Genomic DNA, 25,081 nt, shown 5'->3' with positions numbered 1-25,081 from the left:
GGGTGGATCAGTCGCCCTTGGTGATGTTCAGGCCCTTGAGCAGGCTCAGTGCCTGGCTCAGCTGGAAGTCGTCATCCTGCGGTCGCTCCTTGCGCTTGCTGCTGCCGGTCGGGCGGTCGGCGCCGCCGTTGCCGTTGCCCAGGTGGCCCTGCAGGTCGGCTTCCTTGAAGTTTTCGGTGTCGGCTTCGGCGGTGAGCTTGGCCGGGCGCACCTCGATGTCCGGGACAATGCCCTGAGCCTGGATCGAGCGGCCGTTGGGGGTGTAGTACAGCGCAGTGGTGAGCTTCAGGGCGCGGTCGTTGGCCAGTGGCAGCACGGTCTGCACCGAGCCTTTGCCGAAACTGTCGGTGCCCATCAGCACGGCGCGCTTCTGGTCCTGCAGGGCGCCGGCGACAATTTCCGATGCCGATGCACTGCCACCGTTGATCAGTACCACCAGCGGCACGCCTGCGCTGGCATCGGCCGGGTCGGCCGAGAAACGCAGCTCGGAGTTGGCGATGCGGCCCTTGGTGTAGACGATCAGACCTTTGGTCAGGAAGTGGTCGGCCACTTCCACTGCCGACTGCAACACGCCGCCTGGGTTGTTGCGCAGGTCCAGCACCACCCCGCGCAGCTTCTTGCCGTTGTCCTTGCGCAGCTTGGCCAGGGCCTTGCCCACTTCGTCACCGGTCTTGACCTGGAACTGAGTGATACGGATGTAGCCGTAATCGTTCTCCAGCAGCTGGCTCTTCACGCTCTTGACCTGAATGACTGCACGGGTCAGGTTCACGTCGAACGGGTTGCCGCCGTCGCGTACCAAGGTCAGGGTGATTTTCTCGCCGACCTTGCCGCGCATCTTGTCGACCGCTTCGGTCATGGTCTGGCCGCGGGTCGGGGCGCCGTTGATCTTGACGATCAAGTCACCAGCCTGCACGCCGGCCCGCGAGGCTGGGGTGTCGTCGATTGGCGAAACCACCTTGATGAAGCCGTCTTCCTGGCCTACTTCAATACCCAGCCCGCCGAACTCGCCGCTGGTGCTTTCCTGCAGCTCCTGGAAGTCCTCGGGGCCAAGGTAGGCCGAATGCGGGTCAAGGTTGCTGAGCATGCCCTTGATGGCGTTTTCCAGCAGAGTCTTGTCGTCAACCGGTTCGACGTAGGCGGCCTTGATGCGGTCCAGGACCTCGGCGAAGGTGCGCAGTTCTTCCAGCGGCAGTGGCGCCTTGGCGGTCACCTCGGTGGCTGGCACTGCGGCGGCCTTGGCCGGCTCTGCGGCGGTGGCCAGGGGCGCGCCGACCGCCAGGGCGATGGACAGGGCCAGCTGGGTGAGACGAGGCGAGTGCAGCATGTCGAACGAACTCCTGATCCTGTAAGCGCTCCCTGGGGAGCATCGGCGCAGCACTCAGGCTGCGCCGTAGAAATGTGACTAGGCTTTGTACGAAAAGCCTTGATACTTGTTCATGCTGCGTTGAAAACAGCCTCGGAATGCTCATGTACTCCAGTACAGTCGGGCGCGACCCCGGCCGTTCCTCGGCTGTTTTCGCCTTGCCTGACCTGCGTCTCAAGACTTTTCGTACAGAGCCTAGCCACGGCACCACTGCGAAGGGTCGGCAGGCCGGCCTTGCTGGCGGATAGCGAAATACAAGCCTGCCGCGTCCTGGCCACCGCTGTCGCCAACGGTGGAAATGGCTTCACCGGCCTTGACGATATCACCGGCATTCTTGAGCAGGCTCTGGTTGTGGCCGTACAGGCTCAGGTAACCGTTGCCATGGTCGAGAATGACCAGAAGCCCGGCGCCGCGCAACCAGTCCGCGAATACCACACGCCCGCCGTGCACGGCACGTACCTGAGTGCCTGGGTTGGCGCTGATCATAACCCCGTCCCACTTGGCACGGGCGTCGCTACCGCGGGCATCACCGAAGCGTGCCAGCAATCGACCATTGACTGGCCATGGAAGTTTGCCCCGCGCAGCAGAAAATGCGCCGCCGTAGTTCGCGCCATCGCTGGAAACCATCGGCCCGAGGGTGGTGCGGGCCTTTTTCGGCGGTTCCACTGGCTCTGCGGGCTCTGCGGGCTCTGCGGGCTCTGCGGGCTCACGGGCCCGGTCGCGGGCAGCGGCGGCGGCCAGCGCTTCCTGCTGGCGGCGTTTTTCTGCTTCCTGCTGTGCCAGCAGGGCCTTCTTGCGTGCCTCTTCAGCTTCACGCGCCTGGCGGGCGAGGGTTTCCTCGATGGTCTTCAGGACTTTGGCCAGGTCGGCCTGGTCCTGTTCGCGCGCTTGCAGCTTCTGATCGCGGTCTTTTACATCGCTGTTGAGCTTTGCCAGTACCTGCTGGCGCTTGGCGCGCTCGGTTTCCAGGGCCTGGCGGCGGCTATCGAGGTCGGTGCGCTGGGCCAGCAGTTGTTGTTGCTGGCTGGAAATTGCCTGTTCGACGTTGGCCAGTTGGCGCAAGGTCTCGTTGAAGGTGCGCAATTGCTCCAGGCGCGCCTTGCTCAGGTAGTCGTAATAGGTGAGGGTGCGGGCGAATTTCTCGGGGTTCTGCTGGTTGAGCAGCAGCTTGAGGTATTCCTCGCGACCGTTGTTCTGGTAAGCCGAACGGGCCTGAATGGCGATCAGTCGTTGTTGTTCAACGCGGGCGCTCTGGAGTTTTTTTTTCTCGGTATCAAGGCGCTCCAGCTCGCCTTCAGTCTTTTTTAGTTCTTGCTGCAGGGCCTCCACCTGCTTTTCGAGGTTGCCGATGTCGGTTTCGGTGGCTTTGAGGTCTTTTTGCACACCTGCCTTTTCTTCCTGGAGCTTGCTCAGCGTTTTCTTGAGCTCGGCAATGTCCTGGCGGGTGGCATCCAGTTGCTGCTGGGTCTGCGCACGCTCATCGGCGAAGGCCGGGCTGAGCAGGCAAGACAGGGCTAGGAGGATCAGGGCGCGAAGCATGGGGTTTGGCGTACCAAGGATGGAGACTGGCCTAGTATGCCCGCCTAGGCAGGCAAAAAAAACGCCTCGCTGCGGATGCAGGGGGGCGTTTGTCTGGAATTCATGTGCAATTGGGGCTGCAACGCAGCCCCTTTCGACATTCAGGCGTCGACCAGAATCGAGGTACCGGTCATTTCCACCGGCTTTTCCAGCCCAAGCAGCTTCAGCATGGTCGGCGCCACGTCTGCCAGCACGCCGCCTTCACGCACTTTCACGTTGCGCTTGCCCACATAGATGAACGGTACCGGCTCGGTCGTGTGCGCGGTGTGCGCCTGGCCGGTGCACTCGTCTTCCATCTGCTCGACGTTGCCGTGGTCAGCGGTGATCAGGGCCTCGCCGCCGACCTTGTCCAGTGCATCGACAATGCGCCCTACACAGGTATCCAGTGCTTCGACGGCCTTGACCGCCGCCTCGAACACGCCGGTGTGGCCGACCATGTCGCCGTTGGCGTAGTTGACCACGATGACGTCGAAGCGCTGCTGTTCGATGGCTTCGACGATGCGATCGGTCACCTCTGGTGCGCTCATTTCCGGTTGCAGGTCATAGGTGGCGACCTTCGGCGACGGGATCAGGATGCGTTCTTCGCCTTCGAACGGCTCTTCACGGCCACCCGAGAAGAAGAAGGTGACGTGGGCGTATTTCTCGGTTTCGGCGATGCGCAGCTGGGTCTTGCCGTTTTTCGCCAGGTATTCGCCCAGCACGTTGTTCAGGCTGGACGGGGCAAAGGCTGCCGGTGCCGGGATCTTCGCCGAATACTGGGTCAGGCCGATGTACGCCGCCATCTTCGGCAGGCGCGCACGGGCGAATTCCGTAAAGTCTGGCTCTACGAATGCACGCGACAGTTCGCGAGCGCGGTCGGCGCGGAAGTTCATGAAAATCACGGCATCGCCATCTTCGACCTTGACGGCTTCGCCAATGCGCGTGGCCTTGACGAACTCGTCGCTTTCGTCGCGGGCGTAAGCCGCTTCAAGGCCTGCCAGGGCCGTGTCAGCGGTGTACTCGGCAGTGCTGTCGACGATGAGGTTGTAGGCGGCGCTGACGCGGTCCCAGCGATTGTCGCGGTCCATGGCGTAGTAGCGGCCGATCAGGCTGGCAATGCGGCCCTTGCCCAGTTTGGCGAAGGTGGCGTCGAGCAGTTCGATGGGCGACTGCGCGCTGCGTGGCGGGGTGTCCCGGCCATCGAGGAAGGCGTGCAGGTAGATCTTTTCAGCGCCACGCTGGGCGGCCAGTTCGGCCATGGCCACCAAGTGCTCCTGGTGGCTGTGTACGCCACCATCGGACAGCAGGCCGAGGATGTGCACGGCCTTGCCAGCACCGACTGCCTTGTCCACAGCACCTGTCAGTACCGGGTTTTCGAAGAACTCGCCGTCGCGGATGGCCTTGGTCACCCGGGTGAAGTCCTGATAGACGACACGACCTGCGCCGAGGTTCATATGACCGACTTCGGAGTTGCCCATCTGCCCGTCCGGCAGGCCGACATCCATGCCCGAGCCGGAAATGAGGCCATGCGGCTGGGTGGCGCACAGGCGGTCATAGACCGGTTTATTGGCGGCAAAGATGGCGTTGTGTTCGGGGATATCACTATGGCCGAAGCCATCCAGGATAATCAGGACCAGGGGTTTGGGCGTGCTCGTCATCAATCAAACTCACGGTTGTTCAAAGATGATAAAGACACGCATTTTAGGGCAAATACGCCACCTGCGGCGAATATTCGTCCCATTCCACCGACCGGCGCACCTGTGGTAGCAACATGAAGGTGGTTTTGTGGCCGGCCCGTCGGGCTTTGGTGGCACCAAGGGGCTGTGTATACTGGCCGGCATTTTCAATCGCCTGGAACACCGCTGATGGTTGCTCACCTGATTCAATTCGCGACAGATCACTACATCCTGGTTGCGATCTTCCTCATTCTGCTGGTCCTGCTGCTCGTCAATGAAATCCGTCGTGGTGGCCAGAGCCTGACTAATGGCCAACTGACAGCCCTGGTCAATGCTGAGAAGGCCCTGGTGATCGATATTCGCCCGGCCAAGGAATACTCCGCCGGTCACATCGTCGGCGCGGTGAACATCCCGCAGGACAAGCTGGCCAACCGCATGACCGAGCTGGACAAGCATAAAGAAAAGACCTTGATCGTCGTCGACGCGATGGGCCAGCAGTCCGGCACCATTTGCCGCGAGCTGCTCAAAGCTGGTTACAACGCCGCCAAACTGAGCGGTGGCGTTTCCAGCTGGAAAGCCGATAACCTGCCCCTGGTGAAGTGATATGAAGCCTGTCATCGTCTATTCCAGCGACTACTGCCCCTACTGCATGCGTGCCAAGTACCTGCTCGAGAGCAAGGGCGTGGCCTTCGAGGAAATCAAGGTCGACGGCAAACCGCAGGTTCGGGCCGAGATGAGTCAGAAAGCCGGCCGTACGTCGGTGCCGCAGATCTGGATCGGCAGTACCCATGTCGGTGGATGCGATGACCTCTATGCCCTGGAGCGCGCGGGCAAGCTCGACGCGTTGCTGGCGGCCTGATTTGCACTGCATTCAAAAACATTAGGATAAGGATCTGACATGACTGACCAACAGACCAACGGCGCTGCTGCAGAAGACAACAGCCCTCAGTTCTCCCTGCAGCGCATCTATGTGCGTGACCTGTCGTTCGAGGCCCCGAAAAGCCCACAGATCTTCCGTCAGACCTGGGAACCGAGCGTTGCCCTGGACCTGAACACCAAGCAGAAATCCCTGGAAGGTGACTTCCACGAGGTCGTGCTGACCCTGTCGGTTACCGTCAAGAACGGTGATGAAGTGGCCTTCATTGCTGAAGTGCAGCAGGCCGGTATCTTCCTGATCGCCAACCTCGATGCGCCTTCGATGAGCCACACCCTGGGTGCGTTCTGCCCGAACATCCTGTTCCCTTATGCCCGTGAGGCCCTGGACAGCCTGGTGACCCGCGGTTCGTTCCCGGCGCTGATGCTGTCGCCGGTCAACTTCGACGCCCTGTACGCGCAAGAAATGCAGCGTATGCAGGAAGCGGGTGAAGCGCCTACTGTGCAGTAATTACTGCCGGTATCAAGAAAGCGCCTCTCGGGGCGCTTTTTTGTTGCCGGCGCGGGCCTCTTCGCGGGTAAACCCGCGCCTACAGGGGATTGCGCCGTTCTCTCGGCCTGCGTAGGAGCGGGTTTACCCGCGAAGAGGCCCGTACAGGCAACACATCAGCTGCCGGCAAACCCGTTCTGCCGCCATGCCTCATACACCGTCACCGCCACGGTATTGGACAGGTTCAGGCTACGGCACCCTGGCCGCATCGGCAGGCGCAGGCGATGCTCGGCCGGCAGGCTGTCCAGCACCTCGGCCGGCAACCCGCGGCTCTCTGGCCCGAACAGGAAGGCGTCGCCCGGCTGGAAGGCCACTTCGTGGAACGGGTGCGAGCCCTTGGTGGTAAAGGCGAACAACCGTGGGTTGCCAAGGCTTTCCAGGCATCCGGCCAGGCTCTCGTGGCGCTTGAGCGTGGCATACTCGTGGTAGTCCAGCCCTGCGCGGCGCAGGCGCTTGTCATCCAGTTCGAAGCTGATGGGTTCGATCAGGTGCAGGGCACAGCCGCTGTTGGCGCATAGACGAATGATGTTGCCGGTATTCGGCGGAATTTCTGGTTGAAAAAGGATGACGTGAAACATGCACGGCTCCAAACGTGAAGATGACGGGCATTCTACCCCTGAACCGGACGTGCGTTCGAAGGCCTTCCCACGGGTGATGCTGTCATTGGCGATCGTTGGCTTGATGGTAGGGCTGATGATCGGTCGCCTGACTACGCCGGACGAGCGTGAGCTGCAGCAGGTGCAAGCGACGCAGGATGGCCTGGAGCTGTGGTTCAACGAAGAGCCCAAGCTGCATGGCGAGAACGTGGAAGGGACGGTGGCGTTGCTGTTTCAGGCCCAGGGCAAGGCTCAGCAAGGGCAGCTCAGCCTGCAGGGCAAGCCGGTGAGCTGGCGGGTACAGCACAGCAAGGAAGGTTTGTTGTTGACGGTGGTGGCCGCGCGCCCCCTGCGCGGCGAATGGGCCGGTGCAGAGGACGCTGGACGCTGGCGGGTGCAAGTGAAACTGCACGAATAAAAGAGGGGATATCCCGGCCTGCCTGTACCAGGGTCCCCAAAAGGGGTGCTGCGTATAAAGGGGGGATGTCCCGGCCTGCCTGTACCGAGGTCCCCAAAAGCGGCGGTGCTGCAAATAAAAGAGGGGTTCACCCGGCCTGCCTGTACCAGGGCCCCCGAAACTGGAGATGTATTGCTTATTGCAGGGGGCGTGCCAGTTTTGCAAAAGCCGTGAATACTGGGCTTTGCGGGTGATTTGGCCGGATTTTGAGGGGATTTGTGCCTTCGAGAGGTGCAGCCGGCACAGGAACGGTGCATTCAGAAGGCTGAAATGACTGGGGCCGCTTTGCGCCCCATCGCGACACAAGGCCGCTCCCACAGGATCGTGGTAGGAGCGGGTTTACCCGCGAATACGGTGGTGGTGGCAACGCTGAACGGCAGGTGGAGATTGGCCAGCAGGCCCGGCCTCTTCGCGGGTGAACCCGCTCCTACGACGACCGCGATGTGTGTCCATCGCATCAGCCTTGGGGGCAGAGGTGATCCTGTGGGAGCGGCCTTGTGTCGCGATGGGCTGCAAAGCAGCCCCAGCAATCTAAAAAGCTAATTCAGAGCTCAGTGGTCATCACCTTCCTCATCATCCCCCCCGGCCACATTCATCCCCAGCTCCTTGATCTTGCGCGTCAGGGTATTGCGCCCCCAACCCAGCAACAGCGCTGCATCGCGACGGCGGCCGGCGGTGTGCTTGAGTGCCGTTTCGATCATGATCCGTTCAAAGCTCGGCACTGCACTGTCCAGCAGGCTGGTCTGCCCGCGCGCCAATGCCTGGTCGGCCCACTGGCGCAGGGCCTGCTCCCAGTTGGTTACCGGCGCGGCGTCTTGTGGCAGGTTCAGCAGTTCGGGTGGCAGGTCGCCGATCAGCACTTCGCGGCTGGAGGCCATCACGGTGATCCAGCGGCAGGTGTTCTCCATCTGCCGCACATTGCCCGGCCATGGCAGGTTGCGGATGAACTCTTCAGTCTCCGGCTTGAGGATCTTCGGCTCGACTGCCAGCTCTTGGGCCGCCCGGGCAAGGAAGTGGCGGGCGAGGGCGGGGATATCCTCGCGGCGGTCGGCCAGGCGCGGAATATGGATGCGGATCACGTTCAGGCGGTGGAACAAGTCCTCACGAAACTTGCCGGCCTGCACCAGTGACTCCAGGTTCTGGTGGGTGGCGGCGATGATGCGCACGTCGACCTTGACCGGCACATGGCCGCCCACGCGGTAGAACTCGCCATCGGCCAGCACACGCAGCAGGCGGGTCTGGGTGTCGGCAGGCATGTCCCCGATTTCGTCGAGGAACAGCGTGCCACCATCGGCCTGCTCGAAACGGCCGCGACGCAAGTTGGCAGCACCTGTGAAGGCGCCTTTCTCATGGCCGAACAGCTCCGACTCCATCAAGTCCTTGGGGATGGCGGCCATGTTCAGGGCAATGAACGGCGATGCTGCGCGTGGGCTGTGCCGGTGCAGGGCGTGGGCCACCAGTTCTTTGCCGGTGCCGGACTCGCCATTGATCAGCACGGTGATGTTGGAGTGGCTGAGGCGGCCGATGGCGCGGAACACCTCCTGCATCGCCGGGGCTTCACCAATGATTTCCGGGGTGCGCGCCAGGTTCTGTGGCACATCCAGGCCTTGCTGCTCCTGGGCGTGCTGGTTGGCGCGCTTGACCAGTGATACCGCTTCGTCGACGTCGAATGGCTTGGGCAGGTACTCGAAGGCACCGCCTTGGTACGAGGCCACGGCGCTGTCCAGGTCGGAGTGGGCGGTCATGATGATGACCGGCAGGCGCGGGTGCTGCTCGCGGATCTGCGCCAGCAGGTCGAGGCCGCTGGTGCCAGGCATGCGAATGTCGGAAATGATCACGTCGGGTTGCTGGCGTGCCAGGCGTCCCATGACACCGTCTGCGCTGTCGAAGCTCTGGGTGGTCATGCCTTCCTGTTGCAGGGCTTTTTCCAGGACCCAGCGGATGGAGCGATCATCGTCGACGATCCATACGGTTTCACTTCGGCTCATGAGGCGGTGGCTCCTTGTTCCAGAGGCAGGTAAATCGAGAAGGCGGTATGGCCAGCGTGGCTTTCACACTCGATCAGGCCCTGGTGCTGGCTGATGATGTTCTGGGTAATGGCCAGGCCCAGCCCGGTACCGTCCGGGCGGCCACTGACCATGGGATAGAAGAGGGTGTCCTGCAGTTCCGGCGGGATGCCCGGGCCGTTGTCGATGATTTCTACCCGCGCTACCAGGCGGTGACGCACGTGGCCGATGGTGAACTGGCGAAGGGCACGGCTGCGCAAGGTGATGCGACCCAGGCGCAGCTCATTCTGCGAGCTGATCGCCTGCATGGCGTTGCGCACGATGTTGAGTACGGCCTGAATCATCTGTTCTCGGTCGATCAGCACGTCCGGCAGGCTTGGGTCGTAATCGCGCACCAAAGTGATGCACCCCTGGCTTTCGGCATCGACCAGGCTGCACACCCGCTCCAGCACTTCGTGAATATTGGTCATGGCCAGCGACGGCAGCTTGTTCGAGCCGAGCATGCGGTCGACCAGGTTACGCAAGCGGTCGGCCTCTTCGATGATCACATTGGTGTAGTCGCGCAGCCCTTCCTCGGGCAGTTCGCGGGCCAGTAGCTGGGCCGCTCCGCGGATGCCGCCAAGGGGGTTCTTGATTTCGTGGGCCAGGCCGCGCACCAGCATCTTGGTGGTTTCCTGCTTGCTCAGTTGGGCCTCTTCCTTGGTGATGCGCAGCAGACGGTCCCGCGGATGCACCTCGAGCAACAGCAGGGTCTGGCCTTGATGCAGTATCGGCGTTACCGCGTAGTCGACGGTGATGGTCTGCCCGGTCAGCGATGTAAGCTGCGCTTCACGCTTGGTGAACGGGTGCGCCTGCTCGACCGCCTGGCGCAGCGAACTGAGCGCCTCGGTCGATTCGGTGAACAGCTCGCTGATGAACTGCCCATGGCTGCGCTGGCCGCTGACGGCCAGTAGCATTTCTGCGGCCGGGTTCATGTACTCCAGGCGCAGCTCGGCGTTGAGCAGCAACGTGGCGGTGGTCAGGTTGTCCAGAAGCAGACGGTGCTGTGCATCGCTGATGGTCATAAGGCGTCGTTGACCTCGTTTGGCGCTTGCCTGGCACTGCTTTGGTCAGGGCCGGACGCGGGGTGGATCCACTGATGCGAGACTCTGGATAAGAAAATGCAAGAAACAAACCAAAGCTCCGAAAAGAAGCGGGATTTACCGATAAAGGCCTGAATCTGCGCAAATTCGGATCAGAAAGTCTTGGTGAAACGTTTAATCTGAACCAGATTGGGGAGCAATTGAGGGCATGGCGTGAATTAGTGCACCAAGATAGAGCATAGCGTGGCAGGCGAATCAGTGGTGCTTCTGCAAGGTGCGCAGAAACAAAAACGGCCTCCCGAGGGAGGCCGTTGTGATCATGTCATCGGCGCGAGGCGCCAATCAGATCAGCAGCTGTAGTACAGCTCGTATTCCAGCGGGTGTACGAAGGTACGGACCTTGATTTCTTCTTCGCTCTTCAGTTCGATGAAGGCGTCGATGAAGTCATCGGAGAACACGCCGCCCTTGGTCAGGAACGCACGGCCTTTATCCAGCTCTTCCAGAGCTTCTTTCAGGCTGCCGCACACTTGCGGGATGTTCTTGGCTTCTTCTGGCGGCAGGTCGTACAGGTTCTTGTCGGCCGCGTCGCCTGGGTGGATCTTGTTCTGGATGCCGTCCAGGCCAGCCATCAGCAGGGCCGCGAACGCCAGGTACGGGTTGGCCGATGGGTCCGGGAAGCGTGCTTCGATACGGCGGGCTTTCGGGCTGCCAACGTAAGGAATACGGATCGAGGCGGAACGGTTGCGAGCCGAGTAGGCCAGCATTACCGGGGCTTCGAAGCCTGGGACCAGACGCTTGTACGAGTTGGTCGACGGGTTGGTGAAGCCGTTCAGGGCCTTACCGTGCTTGATGATACCGCCGATGAAGTACAGGGCGGTGTCGGACAGGCCGGCATAACCTTCACCCGAGAAGGTGTTCTTGCCGTCTTTCCAGATCGACATGTGCACGTGCATGCCCGAGCCGTTGTCGCCGTACAGTGGCTTCGGCATGAAGGTGGCGGTACGGCCGTAAGCGTCGGCAACGTTGTGCACGACGTATTTCAGCGCCTGTACTTCGTCAGCCTTCTTCACCAGGGTGTTGAACTTGACGCCGATTTCGTTCTGGCCGGCAGTCGCTACTTCGTGGTGGTGAACTTCAACGGTCTGGCCCATTTCTTCCAGGGCGTTGCACATGGCAGTACGGATTTCGTGGTCGTGGTCGAACGGCGGAACCGGGAAGTAGCCGCCTTTCACGCCTGGACGGTGGCCTTTGTTGCCGCCTTCCACGTCAGCGCCGGTCATCCACGAGCCCTGCTCGGAGAAGATCTTGAACATCGAACCGGAGATGTCCGAGTGGAACTTCACTTCGTCGAAGATGAAGAACTCAGGCTCTGGGCCGGCGAATACGGTGTCACCGATGCCGGTGCTCTTCAGGTACTCTTCAGCGCGCTTGGCGATGGCGCGTGGGTCGCGATCGTAGCCCTGCATGCTCGACGGGTCGACGATGTCGCAGGTGATGATCAGGGTTGGTTCTTCGGTGAACGGGTCCAGAACGGCGGTTTCGTCGACCGGCATCAGGATCATGTCGGAAGCTTCGATGCCTTTCCAGCCAGCGATGGAGGAACCGTCGAACATCTTGCCGACTTCGAAGAAGTCTTCGTCCAGCGCATCACGCGACGGCATGGTCACGTGGTGCTGAATGCCTTTGGTGTCCGTGAAACGCAGATCAATCCACTTGACGTCATGATCTTTGATGAGTTGAACCGACTTCGACATGTTGTCCTCCGGATGGTCTAGAGCGCGGTGGGCCGCTGCCCTGGAAAAAGGGTGTTGCCGGGCGCGGATAGTCGGCCAAGCTTACCTGCCTCACAAGGGAGCAAATTGCATGCCAGTGCCCGAAAATGGCGAGGGTGGGATAAAAGGGGGCGTTTGCGGGCATTTGGCGTTGGGTTGGCGGGTAAAAGTGCACCCTTACGATGCGTTTTTTGATCGTCTCGCACCAATTGGGTGCGTGGCGTGAGTGGTGTGCTAGCTTCTAGGGCCTCTTCGCGGGTAAACCCGCTCCTACGGGCGGGTTTACCCGCGAAAGGGCCGGAACAGGCACTGCAAAACCTGGGCTCTGCATTTATCTCAAAGCTTCTGATCAAAAGTTGGTCAAATCCTGAGCAATTTCCGATATAATTCGCGCCCCTCATTTTCGGCAGGCCCTGCGCGCGCTGTTAACCAATGAAACTTATCGTCAAAGTCTTCCCAGAAATCACCATCAAAAGCCGGCCGGTGCGCAAGCGCTTCATCCGCCAGCTTGGCAAGAACATCCGCAACGTGCTCAAGGATCTCGACCCTGAGCTCGCGGTCGATGGTGTCTGGGACAATCTCGAGGTGGTCACCCGCGTCGAAGACGAAAAAGTCCAGCGCGAGATGATCGAACGCCTCACCTGCACCCCGGGTATCACCCACTTCCTGCAGGTAGAGGAATACCCGCTGGGTGACTTCGACGACATCGTCGCCAAGTGCAAGCACCACTTCGGCCACCTGCTGGCCGGCAAGCACTTCGCCGTGCGCTGCAAGCGCGGTGGCCACCATGACTTCACCTCGATGGACGTCGACCGTTACGTCGGCAGCCAGCTGCGCCAGCAGTGTGGCGCCGCCGGGATCGAGCTGAAAAAGCCTGAAGTGCTGGTGCGCATCGAAATCCGCGACCAGCGCCTGTACGTGATCCACAACCAGCACAACGGCATCGGCGGTTATCCGCTGGGTGCCCTGGAGCAGACCCTGGTGCTGATGTCCGGTGGTTTCGACTCCACCGTTGCGGCCTACCAGATGATGCGCCGCGGCCTGATGACCCACTTCTGCTTCTTCAACCTCGGCGGCCGTGCCCACGAGCTGGGCGTAATGGAAGTGGCCCATTACCTGTGGAAAAAATACGGCAGCAGCCAGCGCGTACTGTTCATCAGCGTGCCGTTCGAAGAAGTGGTTGGCGAGATCCTCAACAAGGTCGACAACAGCTACATGGGCGTGACCCTCAAGCGCATGATGCTGCGCGGCGCCGCCCATATGGCCGACCGCCTGCAGATCGACGCGCTGGTGACTGGCGAAGCGATTTCCCAGGTGTCCAGCCAGACCCTGCCGAACCTGTCGATCATCGACTCGGCCACCGACAAGCTGGTGCTGCGCCCGCTGCTGGCCAGCCACAAGCAGGACATCATCGACCAGGCCACCGAAATCGGCACCGCGGACTTTGCCAAGCACATGCCGGAATACTGCGGCGTGATCTCGGTAAACCCGACCACCCATGCCAAGCGTCACCGCATGGAGCACGAAGAAAAGCAGTTCGACATGGCCGTGCTGGAGCGCGCTCTTGAGCGCGCCAAGTTCATTTCCATCGACCATGTGATCGATGAGCTGGGCAAGGACATCGAAATCGAGGAAGTGGCCGAGGCGCTGCCAGGCCAGATCGTCATCGACATTCGCCACCCCGATGCCCAGGAAGACGAACCTCTGGTGCTGGAAGGTATCGAAGTCCAGGCCATGCCGTTCTACGCCATCAACAGCAAGTTCAAGCACCTGGACCCCACGCGCCAGTACTTGCTGTATTGCGACAAGGGTGTGATGAGCCGTTTGCACGCACACCACCTGCTCAGTGAGGGACATGCCAATGTGCGTGTTTATCGTCCGACATAAGACGCCGGGGCTGTATGGCGGCAGTATCCGCCATCGCCCTCCCGACCGCCGGGCCCGCTGAGCCTTAAACAGTACATATTGGCCGCCTACACTGGGCGGCAACCGAATCCTCTGATCGAGATACACTTGTGATCGAAAATCTGCGTAACATCGCCATCATCGCCCACGTTGACCATGGTAAAACCACTCTGGTCGACAAACTCCTGCGTCAGTCCGGCACTCTGGAGCGTAACGAGCTCAATGACGAGCGCGTCATGGACTCCAACGACCAGGAAAAAGAGCGCGGTATTACCATTCTGGCGAAAAACACCGCCATCAACTGGAACGGCTACCACATCAACATCGTCGACACCCCCGGCCACGCCGACTTCGGTGGCGAGGTTGAGCGTGTAATGTCGATGGTCGACTCCGTGCTGCTGCTGGTCGACGCCCAGGACGGCCCGATGCCGCAAACTCGCTTCGTGACCAAGAAGGCTTTCGAAGCCGGCCTGAAGCCAATCGTCGTGATCAACAAGGTTGACCGTCCGGGCGCACGTCCTGACTGGGTTCTGGACCAGATCTTCGACCTGTTCGACAACCTCGGTGCCACCGACGAACAGCTGGACTTCAAAGTGGTCTACGCCTCGGCCCTGAACGGCATTGCCGGCCTGGACCACACTGCCATGGCCGAAGACATGACCCCGCTGTACCAGTCGATCATCGACAACGTACCAGCACCGTCTGTTGACCGCGACGGCCCGTTCCAGATGCAGATCTCCGCACTGGACTACAACAGCTTCCTCGGCGTTATCGGTGTTGGCCGCATCGCCCGTGGCCGCGTCAAGCCGAACACCCCGGTTGTCGCCATCGACACCAACGGCAAGAAGCGTAACGGCCGTATCCTGAAGCTGATGGGTCACCACGGTCTGCACCGCGTTGACGTCGAAGAAGCCCAGGCTGGCGATATCGTCTGCATCAGCGGTTTCGATGAGCTGTTCATCTCCGACACCCTGTGCGCCCCGGATGCGGTAGAAGCGATGAAGCCGCTGACCGTTGACGAGCCGACCGTTTCGATGACCTTCCAGGTCAACGACTCGCCGTTCTGCGGTAAAGAAGGCAAGTTCGTCACCAGCCGTAACATCAAGGACCGTCTGGACAAGGAGCTGCTGTACAACGTTGCCCTGCGCGTTCAGGAGACCGACTCCCCAGACAAGTTCAAGGTTTCGGGCCGTGGTGAGCTGCACCTGTCGGTGCTGATCGAAACCATGCGTCGTGAAGGCTTCGAAATGGCCGTGGGCCGTCCTGAAGTGATCATCCGCGAAGTCGACGGCGTGAAGCAGGAGCCGTTCGAGAACGTCACCATCGACATCCCTGAAGAATCCCAGGGCAAGGTCATGGAAGAGATGGGTCTGCGTAAAGGCGACCTGACCAACATGGTTCCGGATGGCAAGGGCCGTGTTCGTCTGGAGTACAACATTCCAGCCCGTGGTCTGATCGGTTTCCGTAACCAGTTCCTGACCCTGACCAACGGTGCAGGCATCCTGACCTCGATCTTCGATCGCTACGACACCATGAAGTCGGGCCAGATGTCCGGCCGCCTCAACGGCGTACTGGTTTCGGTCGAGACCGGCAAGGCACTGACCTACTCGCTGGAAACCCTGCAGGCTCGCGGCAAGCTGTTCGTTGAACACGGCCAGGAGATCTACAACGGTCAGATCATCGGCCTGAACAGCCGTGACAACGACCTGGGTGTGAACCCGACCAAAGGCAAGAAGCTCGACAACATGCGTGCTTCGGGCAAAGACGAAGTCATCGCCCTGGTACCACCCGTTCGCCACACCCTCGAGCAGGCCCTGGAATTCATCCAGGACGACGAGCTGTGCGAAGTGACGCCTAAGTCGATCCGTCTGCGCAAGAAGATCCTGGACGAAGGCGAGCGTACCCGCGCAGCCAAGAAAGCCAAGAACTGAGTTAGCTCAGGCTGAATGAAAACGCCCCCGGTCGAAAGGCCGGGGGCGTTTTTGTTTGTCTGGGTTTTTTGTGCTGGTAGTACCGGCCTCTTCGCGGGTAAACCCGCTCCTACAGGATATCCACAAAGGTCAAGACCTGTAGGAGCGGGTTTACCCGCGAAGAGGCCGCTGCAGGCAATAGATCAGCGCCCAACCACCTTGGGCTTGTAGGCGCAATACCCCGGCCGCGGCCCGATCTTGGGGTGGTTGCGGCAGGTATCCGGGCGCTTGTCATAAATGGTGCACAGGCGGCTTTTACGATCCAGGTACATGCAGTCGTCGTTGCTCATTCGGGTCAGGGTGAAGATCCCGGACTTCTGGTTGAAGCGCTCGATGATGCCTTCTTTTTGCAGGCGCTTGGCCACGTTCTTGGGGGGGTCGTCTTTTTCGAACTCGTCGACCACGCCGATACGGATCAGATCCTTGATCTTCACCTCCACCGGCAGGGTGCAGCAGGTCGAATGGCAGCCATGGCACATGTTGCTGGTGTAGCGCTGCCAGGTCTCCAGGCGGTCGACTTCGGCCGCGGCGATCAGGGTCGTTTTCATCTTTATAGGGTGGATCACGGTCTTGGGGCGCGCGATGATACCGGAATTGTTCAATTTATGAACAACCTTTTGCCGGAATCGCAGAGTGGGCATGAAAACTGCGAACCGTAACTGTCGCTCTCTGTCGAAGGGTCTAGTCTCAACACTCTCCCTCCGCTTTCGTCAACTTGCCCGAGGATGCCGCATGTCCCAGGAACCCAAAGCACGTGACGCCGAAGTCGCGGATTTTCGCGCTGCTGTACTGAACAAGCTGACCTACGCGGTCGGCAAGGACCCCGAGCACGCCTTCGACCATGACTGGTTCGAAGCCATTGCCCTGGCTGCGCGCGATCACATGGTCGACCACTGGATGGATCACACCCGGCAGGCCTATCGGCGCAGCCAGAAGCGTGTCTACTACCTTTCCCTGGAGTTTCTCATCGGCCGCTTGCTGTACGACAGCCTGAGCAACCTGGGCCTGCTGGACGTCGCCCGCGATGCGCTGGAAGGGCTGAATGTGGACCTCGAACGCATTCGCCTGCTCGAGCCGGACGCCGCGCTGGGCAATGGTGGCCTTGGCCGTCTGGCTGCGTGCTTCATGGAGAGCATGTCTACCCTGGGTATCGCTGCCCATGGTTACGGCATCCGCTACGAGCACGGGCTGTTCCGTCAGGCCGTGGTCGATGGCTGGCAGCAGGAACAGACCGAGAACTGGCTGGATTTCGGCAACCCCTGGGAGTTCGAGCGCGCCGAGGTGATCTACCCGATCAGCTTTGGCGGCAGTGTCGAAACGGTGCACGATGCAAGCGGTAGCCAGCGCCAGGTATGGTGGCCTGGCGAGACGGTGCGGGCGGTGGCCTACGACACGCCGGTAGTCGGCTGGCGCGGATCCAGCGTCAACACCCTGCGCCTGTGGCGCGCGCGCGCGCTGGAAGAACTGCACCTGGAGCGCTTCAACGCCGGTGACCATTTGGGGGCTGTGGCTGAAGTGGCGCGTGCCGAGAGCATTTCGCGTGTGCTTTACCCCGCCGACAGTACCGAGGCCGGTCAGGAACTGCGCCTTCGCCAGGAGTACTTTTTCGTCTCGGCTTCGCTGCAGGACTTGCTGCGGCGCCACCTGAACATGCACAAGGACCTGCTCAACCTGCCTGATGCAGCGGCCATCCAGCTAAACGACACCCATCCCTCGATTGCGGTGGCGGAGCTGATGCGGTTGCTGGTGGATCAGCACGAAGTGCCTTGGGAAAAGGCCTGGGAGCTGACCGTCGGCACGCTCGCCTACACCAACCATACCCTGTTGCCAGAAGCCCTGGAAACCTGGCCGGTAGCGCTGATGGAGCGCATGCTGCCGCGGCACATGCAGATTATCTACCTGATCAATGCCTACCATATCGATGCGTTGCGGGCCAAAGGTCTGCACGACTTCGACGTGCTGCGCGCGGTTTCGCTGATTGAGGAAGACAACGGCCGACGGGTGCGCATGGGCAACCTGGCGTTTCTTGGTTCGCACAGTGTCAACGGCGTGTCGGCGCTGCACAGCAAGTTGATGAAAAGCACGGTGTTCTCCGAACTGCACAAGCTCTACCCGCAACGGATCAACAACAAGACCAACGGCATTACCTTCCGCCGCTGGTTGTACCAGTCCAACCCTCAGCTGACCGAGATGCTGGTCGAGGCGCTTGGGCCGGAACTCAAGGACGACCCGCAGACGCTTTTGGCGGGCCTGGTGCCGTTCGCTGACAGACCCGGTTTCCGCAAGCAGTTCGCTGCCCAGCGGCTGCACAGCAAGCGCGCCCTGGCCAGCATCATTCAGGATCGCCTCGGCGTCACGGTCAACCCCGAGGCGCTATTCGACGTTCAGGTCAAACGTATTCACGAATACAAGCGCCAGTTGCTCAACCTGCTGCACACCGTTGCACTGTACCAGGCCATACGCAACGACCCTGGCACCAACTGGGTGCCGCGGGTGAAAATCTTCGCTGGCAAGGCTGCGGCCAGTTACCACCAGGCCAAACTGATCATCAAGCTGGCCAACGACATCGCCCGGGTGGTGAACAACGACCCGACGGTGCGCGGCCTGCTGAAGGTGGTGTTCCTGCCCAACTACAACGTCAGCCTGGCCGAGAGCATCATCCCGGCGGCGGACCTTTCCGAGCAGATATCCACCGCAGGTTACGAAGCTTCCGGTACCAGCAACATGAAGTTCGGCCTCAATGGTGCGCTGACCATCGGCACCCTGGATGGCGCCAATGTGGAGATGTGCGAACAGGTGGGGGCCGACAACATGTTCATCTTTGGCCTGACCGCGCAGCAGGTTGAAGCGCGCAAGCGTGCCGGTGATTTTGGCGCCAGTGCCGCCATCGCTGCTTCCAACCGCTTGACCGATGTGTTGCAGGCCATTCGCAGTGGTGTGTTCTCGCCAGACGACCCTTCTCGGTACACCGGGTTGATCGACGGCCTGGTGGCCTACGATCGCTTCCTGGTGTGTGCCGATTTCGATGCCTACTGGGATGCCCAGCGGCGGGTCGAGGATCTGTGGCACACACCGCAGGAGTGGTGGCGCAAGGCGGTGCTCAATACCGCGCGGATGGGCTGGTTCTCCTCGGATCGGACCATTCGCGAGTATGCGACCGAGATCTGGAAGGCGCTGGACTGAGGCGGGCCTGTGCTGGCTTGTTCGCGGGTAAACCCGCGCCTACAGGGCCCTTATCCACCTGTAGGCGCGGGCGCGTCCGCGAATGGCCCCACAACCAGACCACCGGCCTGGCGAAGGCTGAACTACCGACCTATTGTGCCGTCTGAGAGCCGTGGCGAGTCTCATCACTCGCTAGCCCGTCACTCTCCCTGTAAACTGCGGGGGTTTTTCATCCCCCCCAATCCGTTCGGAGCCATACATGTCCCGCGTTACCCTGAGTCGCTATCTGATTGAGCAGACCCGCAGCAACAATACCCCTGCCGATCTGCGCTTCCTGATCGAAGTGGTAGCGCGTGCGTGCAAGGAAATCAGCCATCACGTGTCCAAAGGCGCCCTCGGTGGTGTGCTGGGCAGCATGGGCACTGAAAACGTGCAGGGCGAGGTCCAGAAGAAACTGGACGTGATTTCCAACGATATCCTGCTGGAAGCCAACGAGTGGGGCGGTCACCTGGCTGGCATGGCTTCCGAAGAAATGGACAACGCGTACCAGATCCCGGGCAAGTACCCGAAAGGCGCCTACCTGCTGGTCTTCGACCCGCTGGACGGTTCGTCGAACATCGACGTCAACGTGTCGGTCGGTACCATCTTCTCGGTTCTGCGTTGCCCTAACCAATACCTGAGCCAGAACGAAAGCCTCAACGAAGAAGCGTTCCTGCAGCCAGGTACCGAGCAGGTTGCTGCCGGTTATGCCATCTACGGCCCGCAGACCATGCTGATCCTGACCCTGGGCAACGGCGTCAAGGGCTTCACCCTGGATCGCGAACTGGGCAGCTTCGTGCTGACTCACGAAAACATCCGCGTACCGGAGACCACCGCCGAGTTCGCCATCAACATGTCCAACCAGCGCCACTGGGAAGCCCCGGTACAGCGCTATGTGGGCGAACTGCTGGCAGGCGAGACCGGCCCGCTGAAGAAGAACTACAACATGCGCTGGATCGCCTCGATGGTGGCCGACGTGCACCGCATCCTGACCCGCGGCGGCCTGTTCATGTACCCACGTGACGCCCGCGAACCAAGCAAGCCGGGCAAGCTGCGCCTGATGTACGAAGCCAACCCGATGTCGTTCATCATCGAACAGGCCGGTGGCGCTTCCACCAACGGTTACGATCGCATCCTCGACATCAAGCCAGAAAGCCTGCACCAGCGCGTGTCGGTGATTCTCGGCTCGAAGGAAGAGGTCGAGCGCGTCACCGCTTACCACAAGGAGTAAGTCATGCTCGCACCTTGGCAGCCGTTGCTGGAGTGGTGGTTCGGTTGGGGCACCAGTGCCCAGGCCGTGGCTGACGAGAAGAGCACGCTGTGGTTCGGCAAACATTACGATGCCGAGGCCCATGCGCTGTTTGGCGACCTGGTCGAGCATGCCCTGGCGGGTGGGCTCGAAGAGTGGCAGCAAAGCCCGCAGGGCTGGCTGGGCCTGCTGATTTTGCTCGACCAGCTGCCACGCATGATCTACCGCGACACGCAGCGTGCCTTCGAGGGCGACCGGCGTGCCCAGGTGGTGGCCATGCAGGGCCTGCAGAAGGGCTGGGATTACCAGTTGCTGCCGATCCAGCGCGTGTTCGTGCTGCTGGTACTGGAGCATGCCGAAGTGCTGGACTGGCAGAACCTGTGCGTGGAGCGTTATCGAATGCTGCTGGACGAACAGCCCGAGGCCAACCGCCGGCTGTTTGAAGGCTTCCTCGACTATGCCGAGCAGCACCAGCGGGTAATTGCCCGCTTCGGGCGCTTCCCGCACCGCAACCTGGTGCTGGAGCGGCCGAGCACCAGCGAAGAGATGGACTTTTTGCTGGAGCCTGGGTCCCGATTCTGAGGCCCAAGGGGCCTGCTGTGCAGGCATCGCGACGCAAGGCCGCTCCCATTGGGGGCGGCCTTTTTTATTGGGCGCATGATTAATGCTTTGTGATTAATCGCACAGTAGTGGCCATCCGACCAATGGTGTAGGGACATAGGGGGTGGGGCAGGGAACCTGGGAGGGATTTTCACGTCGAAGGTCACTGCAGGCCACTCGCCTGTATCATCTTTCAGGAGTGTCCCTTCATGTCGTTGCGTTCCCTCGCCCTGTTGTCGCTGTGCGTCGTGCTGACTGCCTGCAGCAAGATCAATCAGGAAAACTATTCCAAGATCAAGGCCGGTATGAACAAGGCCGAGGTCGAGCAGTTGCTCGGCACGCCGACCGAGTGTTCTGGCGCGTTGGGCATGAGCAGCTGCACCTGGGGGGACGAGAAGAGCTTCATCAGCGTGCAGTACGCAGCTGACAAGGTGCTGATGTATTCCGGGCAGGGCCTCAAATGAGGCGTGCGTACCTGCTGATGGGGGTATGCCTGGCGTTGCTGCTGGGCGGTTGTGCAGGTTCCGTGCACGACCCGCTGGCGCCGAAAACCGCCGGCCATGTCGACCTCAAGCGCTACCAGGGCAAATGGTACGAGCTGGCGCGCCTGCCCATGCGCTTCCAGGAAGGCTGCGAGCAGTCCGAGGCCCATTACAACCTCAGGCCTGATGGCAGTTATGGCGTGCTCAACCGCTGCCGCACCATGGGTGATGAATGGCTTCGCGCCGAAGGGCATGCGAATATCCAGGAGCCGGGGCACACCGACAAGCTGTGGGTCGAGTTCGATAACTGGTTCACCAGGCTGGTGCCAGGCGTGGCGCGGGGTGAGTACTGGATTCTTTATGTGGACGACCACTACCGTACGGCCATCGTCGGCAGCCCGGACCGCAAATACCTTTGGATTCTGTCGCGTACGCCGACACTGCCGGCCTGGGAGCGTGAGAACCTGCTGTCCAGGGCGCGGCAGCAGGGGTATGACACCAGCCGCTTGATCTGGCGGGCGTCCGATCAGCAAATAGTAAAAATGCACTGAGTTTTTTTGGGGTTGCTTTGCAACCCTTCGCGGGCAAGCCCGCGAAGGGCTGCAATGCAGCCCCGATACACTCAGCCCAGAAGCTGGCGCAACACCTCGGCAAACGCCCGCCCGCTTTCTTCTTCTTGCGCATGCCGCCCCTGGCGCACCACCCACTGCCCATTCACTATCACATCGCGCACCTGGCGATCGCCGCCGGCAAACAGCCAACGGTTGAGAATGGCATCACCCTCCGCCATGGCGATGTAGGGGTCCTGCCCATCGAGCACCAGCCAGTCGGCACGCTTGCCCACCGCCAACTCGCCGACCGCCTGCCCCAGCGCCTGTGCACCACCGGCCAACGCCGCGTCATACAGCGTGCGCCCGACCATCGGTTGGTCGCCGCGATACAGGCGGTTGCGCCGCTGGTCCCGCAGGCGCTGGCCATATTCCAGCCAGCGCAGCTCCTCCACCACGCTCAACGACACATGGCTGTCCGAGCCAATGCCCATACGCCCGCCCTGTGCCAGGAAATCCACTGCCGGGAAGATCCCATCGCCCAGGTTGGCTTCGGTGGTCAGGCACAACCCGGCCACCGCGCCGCTGCGGGCCATGGCAGTGACTTCGTCCGGTTCGGCGTGGGTAGCGTGTACCAGGCACCAGCGGCGGTCCACGTCCACATGCTCGTACAGCCACTGCAGCGGGCGCAGGCCGCTCCAGGCCAGGCAGTCGTCGACTTCCTTCTGCTGTTCGGCGATGTGGATATGCACTGGGCACTGCCTGTCGCTGGCCGCCAGCACTTCGGCGATCTGCCCAGGCGTTACCGCCCGCAGCGAGTGGAAGCACAGGCCCAGTTGCTGCGCCGGTTGCGCGGCCAGCAGCGGGGCGAGCTGGGCTTGCAGCTGCAGGTACTGCGCGGTGGAGTTGATGAAGCGCCGCTGCCCGTCGTTCGGCGCCTGGCCGCCAAAGCCTGCATGGCTGTACAGCACCGGCAGCAAGGTCAGGCCGATGCCGCTGTCGGCTGCGGCCGCGCTGATGCGTCGCGACAGCTCGGCGGGGTCGGCGTAGGGCTTGCCGGCCTGGTCGTGGTGCACGTAGTGGAACTCCGCCACCGAGGTATAACCGGCCTTGAGCATCTCGATGTACAGCTGGCGGGCGATGACCTGAAGCTGCTCTGGGCTGATCTGCCCGACCAGGCGGTACATCAGGTCTCGCCAGGTCCAGAAACTGTCGTTGGGGTTGCCGGCAACTTCCGCCAGGCCTGCCATGGCGCGCTGGAAGGCATGCGAGTGCAGGTTGGGCATGCCGGGCAGCAGCGGGCCGGCCAGGCGCTCGGCGCCTTCGGCCGAAGCGCCAGGCTCGATGCTGGCCACGCGGCCATCGCGGGCGACCTCGATACGCACATGGCTGGCCCAACCCGTAGGTAGCAGGGCGCGTTCGGCGAAGTAGGCTGACATCGGTGGAATCCTGTTATTGTTAACTTGTATATACATATACAGGCGTTTGCCTGCCGGGTAAACTGCGGCAAGCTACCGCTCATTTCATTTGCACAAGGATCCATCGCCGTGCCGACACCTCCTGTCTCCGTGCTGGTTGCCCAGATGGGCGAGGGCCCGGCGCCGCTCTACGCCCGGGTCAAACAGATGATCATCCAGCAGATCGACAACGGCAGCTGGCCACCGCATCACCGGGTACCCTCCGAGAGCGAGCTGGTCAACGAGCTGGGCTTCAGCCGCATGACCATCAACCGCGCCCTGCGTGAACTCACCGCCGAAGGCCTGCTGGTGCGCATGCAAGGGGTCGGCACCTTCGTGGCTGAGCCCAAGGGCCGTTCGGCGCTGTTCGAGGTCAACAACATTGCCGATGAAATTGCCGCGCGCGGGCACCAGCATAGCTGCCAGGTGATCACGCTTGCCGAAGAAGCGGCCGGCTCCGAACGGGCGCTGGCTCTGGACATGCGTGAAGGTCAGCGGGTGTTCCATTCGCTGATCGTGCATTTTGAGAACGGTGTGCCGGTGCAGATCGAGGACCGCTACGTTAACGCGGCCATTGCGCCCGATTACCTCAAGCAGGATTTCACCCGGCAGACGCCTTACGCCTACCTGTCCCAGGTGGCGCCGTTGACCGAAGGTGAGCATGTGGTCGAGGCGATCCTGGCCGAGCCGGAAGAATGCCGCCTGTTGCAGATCGAGCGGGGCGAGCCTTGCCTGCTGATTCGTCGTCGCACCTGGTCCGGCCGCCAGCCGGTGACCGCTGCACGGCTGATCCACCCCGGTTCCCGTCATCGCCTGGAAGGACGTTTCAGCAAATGAGTCAGCTGCAGTTGTTGCGTGCGCACGATTACCCGCGCATGCCGTGGAAGAACGGTGGCGGTTTCACCGAAGAGATCACCCGCGACAGTGGCGAGGGCCTGGACGGTTTTGGCTGGCGTCTGTCGATTGCCGATATCGAAGAGTCGGGCGGGTTTTCCACCTTTGCCGGCTACCAGCGGATCATCACCGTGCTGCAGGGCGACGGCATGCGCCTGCTGGTCGACGGCCAGGCCAGTCGGCCATTGCTGGCGTTCGATGCGTTTGCGTTCAGCGGCGAGAGCCAGGTCAGCTGCAAGTTGCTGGGCGGGGCGATCCGCGATTTCAACCTGATCTATGCACCGCAGCGATATCGGGCGCGGCTGCAGTGGCTGGATGGCACCAGCCGGGTGTACAGCTCGGCGTCGACGGTGTTGTTGTTTGCTGCCAGCAGCCTGGTCGAAGTCACTATTGCCGGGCGCGAGACGCAGCGGTTGGGGTTGTTCGACTGCTTGCGTCTGGAAGGCAATGATGAATTGCTGGGGTTGGAGGTTCAGGGGCGGTTCTGCCTGATCGAACTGGTTGAGTGCTGAGGGCCTGGCTGTAGGTTTTTGTCGCCTGTGAGATCGAGCGCCGCCAGATGTCCGCCTCGACACATTCTGCGCCTGTGAGATCGAGCGCCGCCCGCGCGGCGCTTCGCGGGTAAACCCGCTCCTACGTTTGTTTCGGGCCAATTATGCCTGTGGGATTCGCGCGCGAACGCCTTGGTGCCTATCTCGATATCGCGTCGTACCAACAAGGCGGTCGCGCGCGCCAGGCACAGGATGGACTGGCCTGAAACAAACGTAGGAGCGGGTTTACCCGCGAAGCGCCGCGCGGGCGGCGCTCGATCTACGCACCGCCGCAGAACTCAAGCCGGACCGG

Annotated in this window: 22 protein-coding genes; 13 read left to right on the top strand and 9 right to left on the bottom strand. The window is 61.5% G+C overall.

Annotation, left to right across the window (positions count from 1 at the left end):
- Nucleotides 1–7: 7 nt before the first annotated feature.
- The 3 genes from KW568_RS27040 to gpmI form a co-directional block, all read right to left on the bottom strand.
- Complete coding sequence (locus KW568_RS27040; protein WP_004576741.1) at nt 8–1,324, bottom strand: S41 family peptidase; 1,317 nt, start codon at nt 1,322–1,324, stop codon at nt 8–10.
- Nucleotides 1,325–1,558: 234 nt separating this feature from the next.
- Complete coding sequence (locus tag KW568_RS27035; protein ID WP_173881248.1) at nt 1,559–2,902, bottom strand: murein hydrolase activator EnvC; 1,344 nt, start codon at nt 2,900–2,902, stop codon at nt 1,559–1,561.
- A 140-nt stretch (nt 2,903–3,042) separates the two neighbouring features.
- Complete coding sequence (gpmI, locus tag KW568_RS27030; protein WP_003249196.1) at nt 3,043–4,578, bottom strand: 2,3-bisphosphoglycerate-independent phosphoglycerate mutase; 1,536 nt, start codon at nt 4,576–4,578, stop codon at nt 3,043–3,045.
- Nucleotides 4,579–4,785: 207 nt separating this feature from the next.
- Between gpmI and KW568_RS27025 the strand changes: the two genes are divergently transcribed.
- Genes KW568_RS27025 through secB form a run of 3 tightly spaced genes read left to right on the top strand, consistent with a single transcriptional unit; the run spans nt 4,786 to nt 5,980 of the window.
- Nucleotides 4,786–5,199 (top strand): rhodanese-like domain-containing protein, encoded by a 414-nt coding sequence (locus KW568_RS27025; RefSeq protein ID WP_003249200.1) that lies wholly within the window; start codon nt 4,786–4,788, stop codon nt 5,197–5,199.
- Between the two features lies 1 nt (nt 5,200).
- Nucleotides 5,201–5,455, top strand: coding sequence for a glutaredoxin 3 (gene grxC / locus KW568_RS27020; RefSeq protein ID WP_003249204.1), 255 nt, complete (start codon nt 5,201–5,203; stop codon nt 5,453–5,455).
- A 39-nt stretch (nt 5,456–5,494) separates the two neighbouring features.
- Nucleotides 5,495–5,980, top strand: a complete 486-nt coding sequence (secB, locus tag KW568_RS27015; protein WP_003249206.1) for a protein-export chaperone SecB — start codon at nt 5,495–5,497, stop codon at nt 5,978–5,980.
- A gap of 155 nt (nt 5,981–6,135) precedes the next feature.
- Here the strand turns inward: secB and trmL are convergent, their stop codons facing one another.
- Nucleotides 6,136–6,597 (bottom strand): tRNA (uridine(34)/cytosine(34)/5-carboxymethylaminomethyluridine(34)-2'-O)-methyltransferase TrmL, encoded by a 462-nt coding sequence (trmL, locus tag KW568_RS27010; protein WP_003249209.1) that lies wholly within the window; start codon nt 6,595–6,597, stop codon nt 6,136–6,138.
- Between trmL and KW568_RS27005 the strand changes: the two genes are divergently transcribed.
- Nucleotides 6,596–7,033, top strand: a complete 438-nt coding sequence (locus KW568_RS27005; RefSeq protein WP_004576091.1) for a hypothetical protein — start codon at nt 6,596–6,598, stop codon at nt 7,031–7,033. The two genes, trmL and KW568_RS27005, sit on opposite strands and share 2 nt — an antisense overlap.
- 590 nt (nt 7,034–7,623) lie before the next feature.
- On the opposite strand, the gene ntrC is transcribed toward KW568_RS27005, so the two are convergent.
- The 3 genes from ntrC to glnA form a co-directional block, all read right to left on the bottom strand.
- The gene (gene ntrC / locus KW568_RS27000; protein WP_003249213.1) at nt 7,624–9,060 is read right to left on the bottom strand and encodes a nitrogen regulation protein NR(I); all 1,437 of its coding nucleotides are present in this window, start codon (nt 9,058–9,060) and stop codon (nt 7,624–7,626) included.
- On the bottom strand, nt 9,057–10,142 hold the full coding sequence (glnL, locus tag KW568_RS26995) for a nitrogen regulation protein NR(II) (protein ID WP_003249215.1): 1,086 nt from the start codon (nt 10,140–10,142) through the stop codon (nt 9,057–9,059). Before glnL ends, ntrC begins: the two co-directional genes overlap by 4 nt.
- A gap of 365 nt (nt 10,143–10,507) precedes the next feature.
- Entirely contained in the window at nt 10,508–11,914 is a 1,407-nt protein-coding gene (glnA, locus tag KW568_RS26990) for a type I glutamate--ammonia ligase (RefSeq protein ID WP_003249219.1), read from the bottom strand.
- A gap of 450 nt (nt 11,915–12,364) precedes the next feature.
- On the opposite strand from glnA, the gene thiI reads away from it, so the two are divergent.
- Nucleotides 12,365–13,819: a tRNA uracil 4-sulfurtransferase ThiI gene (gene thiI / locus KW568_RS26985; protein ID WP_003249221.1), complete on the top strand. Its 1,455-nt coding sequence runs from the start codon at nt 12,365–12,367 to the stop codon at nt 13,817–13,819.
- Between the two features lie 128 nt (nt 13,820–13,947).
- Nucleotides 13,948–15,768 (top strand): translational GTPase TypA, encoded by a 1,821-nt coding sequence (gene typA / locus KW568_RS26980; RefSeq protein ID WP_003249222.1) that lies wholly within the window; start codon nt 13,948–13,950, stop codon nt 15,766–15,768.
- 182 nt (nt 15,769–15,950) lie between these two features.
- Here typA and KW568_RS26975 read toward each other — a convergent pair whose 3' ends face one another.
- Nucleotides 15,951–16,355 (bottom strand): YkgJ family cysteine cluster protein, encoded by a 405-nt coding sequence (locus KW568_RS26975; protein ID WP_004576929.1) that lies wholly within the window; start codon nt 16,353–16,355, stop codon nt 15,951–15,953.
- 184 nt (nt 16,356–16,539) lie between these two features.
- Between KW568_RS26975 and KW568_RS26970 the strand changes: the two genes are divergently transcribed.
- The 5 genes from KW568_RS26970 (at nt 16,540) to KW568_RS26950 (ending at nt 21,890) form a co-directional block, all read left to right on the top strand.
- Nucleotides 16,540–18,990 carry a glycogen/starch/alpha-glucan phosphorylase gene (locus KW568_RS26970; protein ID WP_004576930.1) on the top strand — a complete coding sequence of 817 codons (2,451 nt, stop codon included), beginning with the start codon at nt 16,540–16,542 and terminating at the stop codon, nt 18,988–18,990.
- A gap of 238 nt (nt 18,991–19,228) precedes the next feature.
- On the top strand, nt 19,229–20,239 hold the full coding sequence (locus KW568_RS26965) for a class 1 fructose-bisphosphatase (protein WP_003249230.1): 1,011 nt from the start codon (nt 19,229–19,231) through the stop codon (nt 20,237–20,239).
- Nucleotides 20,240–20,242: 3 nt separating this feature from the next.
- Nucleotides 20,243–20,839, top strand: coding sequence for a DUF924 family protein (locus KW568_RS26960; protein WP_003249232.1), 597 nt, complete (start codon nt 20,243–20,245; stop codon nt 20,837–20,839).
- Between the two features lie 227 nt (nt 20,840–21,066).
- The gene (bamE, locus tag KW568_RS26955; protein WP_003249234.1) at nt 21,067–21,321 is read left to right on the top strand and encodes an outer membrane protein assembly factor BamE; all 255 of its coding nucleotides are present in this window, start codon (nt 21,067–21,069) and stop codon (nt 21,319–21,321) included.
- Nucleotides 21,318–21,890 (top strand): lipocalin family protein, encoded by a 573-nt coding sequence (locus KW568_RS26950; RefSeq protein ID WP_004576931.1) that lies wholly within the window; start codon nt 21,318–21,320, stop codon nt 21,888–21,890. The genes bamE and KW568_RS26950 overlap by 4 nt, the downstream gene beginning before the upstream one ends.
- A gap of 71 nt (nt 21,891–21,961) precedes the next feature.
- Here KW568_RS26950 and KW568_RS26945 read toward each other — a convergent pair whose 3' ends face one another.
- Complete coding sequence (locus KW568_RS26945; protein WP_259537234.1) at nt 21,962–23,326, bottom strand: formimidoylglutamate deiminase; 1,365 nt, start codon at nt 23,324–23,326, stop codon at nt 21,962–21,964.
- Nucleotides 23,327–23,470: 144 nt separating this feature from the next.
- Here KW568_RS26945 and hutC point away from each other — a divergent pair, with 144 nt between their 5' ends.
- Nucleotides 23,471–24,181 carry a histidine utilization repressor gene (hutC, locus tag KW568_RS26940; RefSeq protein WP_173881450.1) on the top strand — a complete coding sequence of 237 codons (711 nt, stop codon included), beginning with the start codon at nt 23,471–23,473 and terminating at the stop codon, nt 24,179–24,181.
- Nucleotides 24,178–24,750, top strand: coding sequence for a HutD family protein (locus tag KW568_RS26935; RefSeq protein WP_004576933.1), 573 nt, complete (start codon nt 24,178–24,180; stop codon nt 24,748–24,750). The genes hutC and KW568_RS26935 overlap by 4 nt, the downstream gene beginning before the upstream one ends.
- The last annotated feature ends 331 nt before the right edge of the window (nt 24,751–25,081 follow it).

The organism is Pseudomonas sp. HD6515, from assembly GCF_024971855.1.
GTDB lineage: Bacteria > Pseudomonadota > Gammaproteobacteria > Pseudomonadales > Pseudomonadaceae > Aquipseudomonas > Aquipseudomonas alloputida.
Note: the sequence above shows the minus strand (reverse complement) of the source record. Positions and strands in the feature narration are given on the sequence as shown.